At 34.0% G+C, this 9,339-nt stretch carries 10 protein-coding genes and 1 tRNA gene; 5 read left to right on the top strand and 6 right to left on the bottom strand.

The window, feature by feature from the left end; translation table 11 throughout:
* Position 1 precedes the first annotated feature (1 nt).
* Positions 2-74, bottom strand: a tRNA-Lys gene (locus Q9Q97_RS22785).
* Positions 75-200: 126 nt separating this feature from the next.
* Between Q9Q97_RS22785 and Q9Q97_RS22780 the strand changes: the two genes are divergently transcribed.
* Positions 201-719 (top strand): shikimate kinase, encoded by a 519-nt coding sequence (locus tag Q9Q97_RS22780; protein ID WP_306161366.1) that lies wholly within the window; start codon positions 201-203, stop codon positions 717-719.
* Here Q9Q97_RS22780 and Q9Q97_RS22775 read toward each other — a convergent pair.
* Positions 711-1,211 carry a phosphoribosyltransferase domain-containing protein gene (locus tag Q9Q97_RS22775; RefSeq protein WP_306161364.1) on the bottom strand — a complete coding sequence of 167 codons (501 nt, stop codon included), beginning with the start codon at positions 1,209-1,211 and terminating at the stop codon, positions 711-713. The genes Q9Q97_RS22780 and Q9Q97_RS22775 overlap by 9 nt on opposite strands.
* 163 nt (positions 1,212-1,374) lie before the next feature.
* On the bottom strand, positions 1,375-1,767 hold the full coding sequence (locus Q9Q97_RS22770) for an RNA-binding S4 domain-containing protein (RefSeq protein ID WP_306161362.1): 393 nt from the start codon (positions 1,765-1,767) through the stop codon (positions 1,375-1,377).
* 79 nt (positions 1,768-1,846) lie between these two features.
* On the opposite strand from Q9Q97_RS22770, the gene Q9Q97_RS22765 reads away from it, so the two are divergent.
* Positions 1,847-3,037, top strand: coding sequence for an FKBP-type peptidyl-prolyl cis-trans isomerase (locus Q9Q97_RS22765; RefSeq protein ID WP_306161360.1), 1,191 nt, complete (start codon positions 1,847-1,849; stop codon positions 3,035-3,037).
* 216 nt (positions 3,038-3,253) lie between these two features.
* Here the strand turns inward: Q9Q97_RS22765 and Q9Q97_RS22760 are convergent, their stop codons facing one another.
* From Q9Q97_RS22760 to Q9Q97_RS22750, 3 genes are all read right to left on the bottom strand, one after another.
* Positions 3,254-4,207: a transketolase family protein gene (locus tag Q9Q97_RS22760; RefSeq protein WP_306161358.1), complete on the bottom strand. Its 954-nt coding sequence runs from the start codon at positions 4,205-4,207 to the stop codon at positions 3,254-3,256.
* An 86-nt stretch (positions 4,208-4,293) separates the two neighbouring features.
* Entirely contained in the window at positions 4,294-5,145 is an 852-nt protein-coding gene (locus tag Q9Q97_RS22755; RefSeq protein ID WP_306161356.1) for a transketolase, read from the bottom strand.
* A 242-nt stretch (positions 5,146-5,387) separates the two neighbouring features.
* The gene (locus Q9Q97_RS22750) at positions 5,388-5,690 is read right to left on the bottom strand and encodes a hypothetical protein (RefSeq protein ID WP_306161354.1); all 303 of its coding nucleotides are present in this window, start codon (positions 5,688-5,690) and stop codon (positions 5,388-5,390) included.
* Between the two features lie 427 nt (positions 5,691-6,117).
* Between Q9Q97_RS22750 and tgt the strand changes: the two genes are divergently transcribed.
* From tgt to Q9Q97_RS22735, 3 genes are all read left to right on the top strand, one after another.
* Positions 6,118-7,248, top strand: coding sequence for a tRNA guanosine(34) transglycosylase Tgt (gene tgt / locus Q9Q97_RS22745; protein ID WP_026727521.1), 1,131 nt, complete (start codon positions 6,118-6,120; stop codon positions 7,246-7,248).
* A gap of 85 nt (positions 7,249-7,333) precedes the next feature.
* A complete protein-coding gene (locus Q9Q97_RS22740) occupies positions 7,334-8,422 on the top strand; it encodes an LptF/LptG family permease (protein ID WP_306161352.1) in 1,089 nt (362 codons plus the stop codon).
* On the top strand, positions 8,409-9,299 hold the full coding sequence (locus Q9Q97_RS22735; RefSeq protein ID WP_306161350.1) for a DMT family transporter: 891 nt from the start codon (positions 8,409-8,411) through the stop codon (positions 9,297-9,299). Before Q9Q97_RS22740 ends, Q9Q97_RS22735 begins: the two co-directional genes overlap by 14 nt.
* The last annotated feature ends 40 nt before the right edge of the window (positions 9,300-9,339 follow it).

The raw sequence follows: 9,339 nt of genomic DNA, 5'->3' as shown, positions 1-9,339 counted from the left end.
GTGACCCGACTGGGGCTCGAACCCAGGACCCCATCATTAAAAGTGATGTGCTCTACCGACTGAGCTATCGAGTCATTTAATTTCTTGAATGCGGGTGCAAATATAAGGAGTTTTTTTTGAAGTTTCCAAGCTATTTTATCATAAATTTGTCTTTTTTTTGGAAAAGTTTCCAATTGCTTAGTTTATAAGGTTTTATTAATATGAAAAAAATTGTGTTGTTAGGTTATATGGGTTGCGGAAAGTCGACAATAGCCCAAAATTTGTCAAAAATTACAAATATTCCGTTCTTAGATTTAGATAAATGTATCGAAGAAAGAGCAAATTTATCCATAAATGAGATTTTTGAGAAGCACGGAGAAGTGTATTTTCGAAAATTAGAACACGAAATGTTCGTCGAATTGCTACAGTCTTCAGAAAATAATATCATTGGTTTAGGTGGAGGTACTCCGTGTTATGCTAATAATCATGAACTGCTAAAAGGCGATGATGTTACCTCTATATATTTAAAAGCATCAATTGATACTTTATATGATAGATTGGTGCATAACAAAAGTAAGCGCCCTTTGATTGCCAATATGAATGAGGAAGAAATGAAAGAGTTTATCGCGAAACATTTATTCGACAGAAGTTTTTATTACAATCAAGCCAAACATAAAGTTTCGGTTGATGGACAATCTGTCGAAGAAACGGTTCAGGATATTTTGAAAATATTAGCTTAAAGAAGCATAATCGCCGTTTTCTGAATTGAAAACAACTTGAACATGCTCTAATAAAGAAGTTGAAAGCGAAATTCCTTTGAAATCTGCCTTTACTGGGTATTTTTTATGATTTCGGTCAACAAGTACTGCTGTTTTGAATTTTTTAAGCGGAACGTCTAAGAAATGACGAACAGCATAGATTAAGGTGGTTCCTGAGTTTAAAACATCGTCAACCAGAACCAATCCTTTGTTTTTATATTCTTCAGCACTTAATGAAGTGTGTATCGCTTCTTGCGGATTTTGTTTGTTTATTTTGACTTCGCAGATAGAAACCTTTAAGGTAGAAATGCTACTAAGTGCCGAAGCTATTTTTTCGGCAAAAACAAATCCGTTAGAAGCAATTCCGGCAATAATCACTTCTTCCTCATCTACAAAAGTCTCGTAAATTTGGTAAGCGATACGTTTTATTTTATGGTCGATTTCTTGGTTTGTTAAGATAATATTGCTGCTCATGATTTTATTTTTTGCTAAGATAATTATTTTAAATTCCAATTTCTAAATTCCAAATTCCAATTGCTTGAGTTTTTCTATAGGTTTTGGAATTTGGAATTTAAGATTTGGAATTTGAACTTTTTAAGTTTTAAGATTTGGAATTTGGAATTTTTAAAATTGGGATTTAAATCTCATCATCTTCCTCATCAATAAAATCATCTCCATAATCGTCAATGTCTCTTCTGTCTTTTTTAGTCGGGCGTCCTGCGCCAGTTCTTCTAGAATGTTCTTTAGATAGTTTTAGCATCTCCAAATGTGCAAAAGCTTCTGGTGGAGTTTCATTTTTTTGATAAATGTCTACCAATTTTGCTCCGACACGATTTTGCGGGATGTCTAAAACCGTTATAATTTGTGTAATTTGATCTTTTCTAAAAGTAATTTTGTCTGTTGGAAATACCTCTTTTGATGGTTTTGCAACTTGCCCATTTACAGTGATCTGGTTCTTTTTGCAAGCTTCTGTAACCATGTTTCTGGTCTTGTAATATCGAACGCACCATAAGTATTTATCTATTCTCATAATTTTTCTAAAATAGAAGTTAAATTCTTTACAAAAATAAATCAATATTGTATCTTGCGCACCTAAAAAAATGCTAATAATGAATAAATTTAAATATTATTTTGTTTTGTTACTTGCTGGTCTTGCCATCGTTTCTTGTAATAAAAAGGATGACGATGATCCAGTAGTTGTTCCGCTTAGGGATTATCAAGAGCAATTTAATACTGATAATGCAGATATTGAAGAATATTTGAAAACCAATTATATTACTGTGTCTGCTAATATGGATGTTACTTTTACGAAAATAACAGATCCAGCAACGCAACCTTCTGTAATGTCTTATTTAAATAGTCCGACTTATCCAAAACTGCTTTTAAGAGAGATACCATACGTACACGGAATAACTTATAAAGCATACTATTTAGTTTTGAGAGAAGGTTCAGGTACTTCTCCGATGAATACAGATGGAGTAGTAACGGCTTATAGAGGAGAGTATTTAAAGCGTGTTGATGCAACGGCTTCTGAGCCTACTCATTTAACCACAACATTGTTTGAAGAAGTGGTTTATCCTAAGACTTCTCTAGATTTATTTCAAACTATATTAGGTTGGAGTGAATTATTTCCACAATTTAAAACTGGGACAACTACCTATAATGAAGACGGATCTGCAAATTACCAAGACTTTGGAGCTGGGGTTTTGTTTATTCCTTCTGGTTTAGGGTATTACGCAGGTAGTTCTAGTGGAGGTACAATTCCGGCATATTCTCCTTTAATTTTTACAATCAAATTATACGATTACAAGAGATTGGATCATGAAAATAATGGTTATTCTTCAGCTGGAGAATTAGTTTTGAATCCAGATGGTATTTTTGATTATCAGGAAGATCTTAATGGAGATGGATATGTTCGCGATTACAGAAATACAACATTATATCCTAATCCGCCTGCTAATCCAGATGATTCTGATGGAGATTTAATTCCTGATTTCTTAGATCATGATGATGATGGAGACGGTTATTTAACTCGTTTTGAAATTACAAAACCTACTGGAGCTCCAGTTACGGGACTTAGTTTGTATTATCCTTATGATCCAATTGGAGACAATCCTGCTACACCAAATGTTGATGAAACAGAGACTTGGGGTGTTCCTAGAAGGCCAACAGGAGAGCTTACTGATCCTACAAAACCGGAGTCTATAACAAATCCTCGCTTGTTTGTTCCTGAGGATTATACAGCGCCAGGACGTTTAAGAATTCATCTTGATAAAACATATCCTTATCAAAAGAACTAAAAAATAGTTTAATATAGAAAAAGCCTCGAAATTTAGATTTCGAGGTTTTTTTTGTTGTTTTTTTTTCTCTTGTATTAATGATGTTTGTGAGTTTAAAAGTTTTGGTTTAAAGTAATAAACTAAAAGAAAAAAGAATATTGAAAGGGTGAAAAAAGGCCATAAAAAACCCTCGGAATATAAATTCCGAGGGTTTTTATAAAGTAAGAAAACTTTAAATTATTTTCTTTTAATAACTCTTTCTACAGCTTCAACGATTGCTTGATTGTTTAATTTGTATTTTTCCATTAATTGTTCTGGAGTTCCAGATTCTCCAAAACTATCTTTTACAGCCACAAATTCTTGCGGAGTTGGATTGTTTAAAGCTAATACTCCAGAAACACTTTCTCCAAGACCTCCAAGGTAGTTGTGTTCTTCTGCAGTAACTACACATCTTGTTTTCGCTACAGATTTTAAGATAGCTTCTTCATCAAGAGGTTTAATAGTGTGGATGTTGATTACTTCAGCAGAAATTCCTTTTGCTTCAAGAGCTTCAGCAGCAATAAGAGCTTCCCAAACTAAGTGTCCTGTTGCAATGATCGTAACATCTGTTCCTTCATTTAACATGATTGCTTTTCCAATTACGAATGGCTCGTCAGCAGGAGTAAAGTTAGCTACAACTGGACGTCCGAAACGTAAATAAGCTGGGCCGTGGTGATCTGCTAATGCTAAAGTTGCAGCTTTAGTCTGGTTGTAATCGCAAGTGTTGATTACAGTCATTCCTGGCAACATTTTCATTAAGCCGATATCTTCTAAGATTTGGTGAGTTGCCCCATCTTCTCCCAAAGTTAAACCAGCATGAGAAGCACAGATTTTCACATTTTTATCTGAATAAGCAACAGATTGACGAATTTGATCGTAAACTCTTCCTGTAGAGAAGTTTGCAAAAGTTCCAGTAAAAGGAATTTTTCCGCCAATTGTTAAACCTGCAGCGATTCCGATCATGTTTGCTTCAGCGATTCCGATTTGGAAAAAACGCTCAGGGTGGTTTTTCTTGAATTCGTCAAATTTTAATGATCCTATTAAGTCAGCACATAATGCTACAACATTTTCGTTTTTCTGACCTAATTCCGTCATTCCCGCTCCAAAACCAGAACGAGTATCTTTACTTCCTGTATTTGTATATTTTTTCATTGTTTATCTTTTGAGGTTCTAAGTTTTTCAGCTGTTAAGGTTCTGGTTTTTTCGGAACACTTTAAAACTGAATACTGAACACTTTTTTAATAGTCTACTTGGTCTTTAGAATAATTTTGAGCTAATGCAGCTGCCAACTGGTCATCGTTTGGAGCTTTACCGTGCCAAGCGTGTGTATGCATCATGAAGTCTACACCGTTACCCATTTCTGTGTGCAATAAAATACAAACTGGTTTTCCTTTTCCTGTTCTTGATTTAGCATCAGTTAAACCAGCGATAATAGCATCGATATTATTTCCTTCTGTGATTTCTAGAACATCCCAGTCAAAAGCTTCAAATTTTGCTCGAAGGCTTCCCATTGCCAAAACTTCGTCAGTTGTTCCGTCAATTTGTTTTCCGTTAACGTCAACTGTAGCAATAAGGTTGTCTACTTTTTTAGCAGAAGCATACATGATAGCTTCCCAGTTTTGACCTTCTTGTAATTCTCCGTCTCCGTGTAAAGTAAAAACTAAATGTTTGTCTCCGTTTAATTTTTTAGCTTGAGCTGCTCCCAAAGCAACAGATAAACCTTGTCCTAATGAACCAGATGCCATACGAACTCCAGGTAAACCTTCGTGAGTTGTTGGGTGTCCTTGTAAACGAGAATTTAATAATCTAAAAGTAGACAATTCTGAAATTGGAAAATAACCGCTACGCGCTAGAACGCTGTAGAATACTGGAGAAATGTGACCATTTGAAAGGAAAAAGATATCCTCTCCAATTCCGTCCATATCAAAACCTTCTTTGCGGTCCATAATATTTTGATATAGTGTAACCAAAAATTCAGTACAACCTAAAGAACCACCTGGGTGTCCAGAGTTTACAGCATGTACCATTCTAAGAATATCTCTTCTTACTTGGATCGTTAAATCGCTTAATTGTTGTGTGTTAGGCTTCATTTTATATGTAAAAGTTAAACTGAAGCAAAAGTAAACGTTATTTTGCGGGGAGACAAATGATTTTTTGCTTTAGTTTTACAGCAATTGTTAAAATTTGCTCTTTTTTTTACATTATCTAAAAAAATATAACGACTGTTTTTCTTTTTGATTTTTAATAAGTGTATTTTTTACAATTTTTATTTAATTCATAAAAAAATCTTGCGGTTTGCAAGATTTTAAGTTGGAGAGAAAGCAAAAGATTGTCACTCAGTATCTCCTTCGCTATAAAAATTATTTTCTTCATCTTCTGAGCCTATATCTTCCATTTCATCGTCTAGTTCAGCGCCTGGAATATCCAAATCATTTCCGATCTTGTCGCTGTTTTGCTTCCATTCGTGATTGTTCTGGTTAATGATGCGTTCTCCTGAAATCTCTTCGGGATTGATATCTTCCAGTTTGTTATCTTGATTGTAAATATCTTCGTTTGCTGGATAATCCATGTTCTCAAGATTTTTTTCAATCTGTTCGTCTTTGATTTGGTCTCGTTTTTCTTCAGCATTTATCATGATTTCTAAAATTTTAATTGTTGAATTGTTTATTGTTTTAAAGTTACAAAATCATCGTGTTACGATATTATATTTTAAATGATGGAAATTGCAGTTTTTACATTTAATTGATGCAAAGAAGTTTGCGTTAGGGATAGGAGCGGCATCTCCCGATTTAGAAAAACAAGGCTTTTTAGCCGTAGTTTTTGTTAATCGGGAATATAGCGGATAGCCCGACCGAAGGGAACGCCCAAATTCTAGGTTTAAGATTTAAAGTTTGTTTAATCATTATCTAATTTTCTAATTGTCCAATTGTCTAATTTACCAAATTCCAGGTTTCAGATTTCAAGTTTGTTAATCATTCTCTAATTTTCTAATTCACAAATTATCTAATTCTTTAAATTAGATTATCTTTGCCGTCCCGAACAATTGGGAGAAAAACGAATTTATGAAGTTTGATTTATTACAAAAAGATCCGCAGTCTAAAGCTAGAGCGGGTAGTATTACTACAGATCACGGCGTAATTGAAACGCCTATTTTTATGCCTGTTGGAACTGTTGCTTCTGTAAAAGGAGTGCATCAGCGTGAGCTAAAAGAAGAAATCAATCCAGATATTATTCTTGGAAATACCTACCATTTATATTTACGTCCGCAAACAGAAATTCTTGAAAAAGCAGGAGGATTGCATAAATTCATGAATTGGGATCGTAATATTTTGACCGATTCTGGAGGATATCAAGTATATTCTCTTTCGTCAAATAGAAAAATTAAGGAAGAAGGAGTTAAGTTTAAATCGCATATTGACGGTTCTTACCACTTTTTTACGCCAGAAAACGTAATGGAAATTCAGCGTACCATTGGTGCCGACATTATCATGGCATTTGATGAGTGTACGCCTTATCCTTGCGACTACCGTTACGCGCAGCGTTCTATGCACATGACGCACCGTTGGTTAGATCGTTGTATCAATCATTTGGAAAAAGTTCCTTATAAATACGGTTACGAGCAAACGTTTTTTCCAATTGTTCAAGGAAGTACATATAAAGATTTACGCCGTCAGTCGGCTGAATATATAGCCAATGCTGGACAGCAAGGAAATGCAATTGGCGGACTTTCTGTTGGGGAGCCAGCTGAAGAAATGTACGCAATGACTGAAGTAGTTTGTGAAATTCTTCCGGAAGACAAACCTCGTTACTTAATGGGTGTTGGAACTCCGATAAATATATTAGAAAATATCGCCTTAGGTATCGATATGTTTGACTGCGTTATGCCAACTCGTAATGCAAGAAATGGAATGCTTTTTACAGCAAACGGAACCATCAATATCAAGAATAAAAAATGGGAAGCCGATTTTTCTCCAATCGATGAAATGGGGCATACTTTTGTTGATACAGAGTATTCTAAAGCATATTTACGCCATTTGTTTGCTGCTAACGAATATTTAGGAAAACAAATTGCCACGATTCATAATCTTGGTTTTTATATGTGGTTGGTTCGTGAAGCTAGAAAACATATCTTAGCCGGAGATTTTAGACCATGGAAAGAAATGATGGTTAAAAACATGAGCCAACGACTTTAAAAAAGTTTCAAGTTTCAGGTTTCAAGTTTTAGGTTGTGTAGATAACTTGAAACATTAAACCTGAAACAAAATAAACAAAAAATTTATGCTGTCGATAATAGATAAATACATTTTAAAAAGATACCTCGGAACTTTTTCTGTGATGCTTCTTTTATTTGCGCCAATTGGAATCGTAATTGACGTTTCTGAGAAGGTAAATAAAATGCTTGAAAATAAGATTCCGTTTGGAGATATTGCTTTCTATTATTATAATTTCACGATTTACTTTATTAACTCGCTCTTCCCGATATTTTTGTTTTTGTCGGTAATTTGGTTTACTTCAAAACTGGCGAATAATACAGAGATTATTGCGATTTTAAGTTCTGGAATTTCGTATACACGTTTTTTGCGTCCTTATATTATAGGAGCGACAATCGTTTCTATTTTCGTTTTGCTGATGGGATTCTTTATTGTTCCAGCAGCAAGTGAAGGCTATAATAATTTTAGGTATACGTATCTGAAAGGAAACGGTAAACAGCTCATGCGGGGCGAAAACACTAATGTTTTCAGACAGATAAATGACAATGATTTTATTTTCGTAAACAGCTTTAATGAAGAAACTAAAACAGCTTTTAATTTTTCTTTAGAACATTTCGAAAAAGAAAAATTAACGTATAAAATTACAGCAAGCCGTATTAAATGGGATCCGAAAAAGAAAATTTACGTTTTGTACGATTACACAAAAAGAACTGTTGGAGAATTGAATGATGTAATTGAAAAGTTCCCTGAGAGAAATGTCGCTTTTAAATTTGAATTGGCCGATTTAACGCCAGTCGTTTATATAGCCGAAACGTTAACTTTGGGTAAATTAATTGATTTTATTGAAAAAGAAAGAAAAAGAGGTTCTGGAAATATCAATACGTATCTGGTTGTTCTTTATAAAAAATACAGCATACCAGTTTCTGCCTTTATCTTAACGATCATTGCGGTTTCAGTTTCTTCGATGAAACGTCGAGGCGGAATGGGGATGAACCTCGCGATTGGAATTGCAATTGCGTTTTCATTTGTATTCTTCGATAAAATCTTTGGTACACTTGCCGAAAAATCTACATTTTCACCTTTATTGGCTGTCTGGTTCCCTAATATTGTTTTCGGAATTTTAGCAGTTTATCTATTACGTAATGCGAAACGATAATTTAAAAAGTTATTTAAATCTTCACTTAATTGTTTTTATCTGGGGTTTTACGGCTATTCTAGGCGCTTTAATTACTATTGATGCCGATAATTTGGTTTGGTACAGAATGCTGATTGCCATGATTTTTCTTGGCGGATTTATAGCTTTTAAAAAACAGTCTTTTCAAGTTCCCATAAAAGAATTTTTTAAGTTGATTTTTGTCGGATTGTTGATTGCGCTTCATTGGATTTTCTTCTTTAAAGCGATTCACGTTTCCAATGTTTCCATTACACTTTCTATATTTTCGTTAGGAGCCTTTTTTGCTTCCTTGTTAGAACCTTTGTTTTATGGAAGAAAAGTGCTTTGGTATGAAGTTTTCTTTGGACTAATAATTATTGCAGGATTAGGATTGATTCTGCAGGTAGAAATAAAATATCTCACAGGAGTTTATTATGCTCTGGCAGCAATTATTTTAGGCGTTTTATTTACGTTAATGAACGGGAAATTAATTTCAGATCACGAACCTTCAGTTATTACTTTTTATGAGTTTGGAGCGGGCGTTTTCTTTATCACGATTTATTTTTTATTTCAAGGAAAATTTACTGCCGATTTCTTCGAATTGTCTTTAAAAAACTGGATTTTATTGTTGGTTTTAGCTTCCATCTGTACAGCTTATGCTTTTACGGCTTCAGTAAAAGTGATGCAACGATTGACGCCTTATACTGTAATGCTAACCACTAATTTGGAGCCGGTTTACGGAATAGTTTTGGCTTATTTTATCTTGGGAGGAAAAGAAAAAATGAGTGTAGAATTTTACATTGGAGCGGTTATAATTATCATAACTGTTATTCTGAATGGTGTGTTTAAACATTATCAGAACAAGAAAGAAAACTTGTAATAGTTTCCTTATTTTTAAAATGCATTTTTATACTTTAAAT

Origin of the sequence: Flavobacterium sp. DG2-3 (genome assembly GCF_030730925.1) — a bacterium.
In the GTDB taxonomy this organism is placed as follows: Bacteria; Bacteroidota; Bacteroidia; order Flavobacteriales; family Flavobacteriaceae; genus Flavobacterium.
The sequence above is the reverse complement of the archived record's forward strand: the minus strand, read 5'-3'. Positions and strand labels throughout refer to the sequence as shown.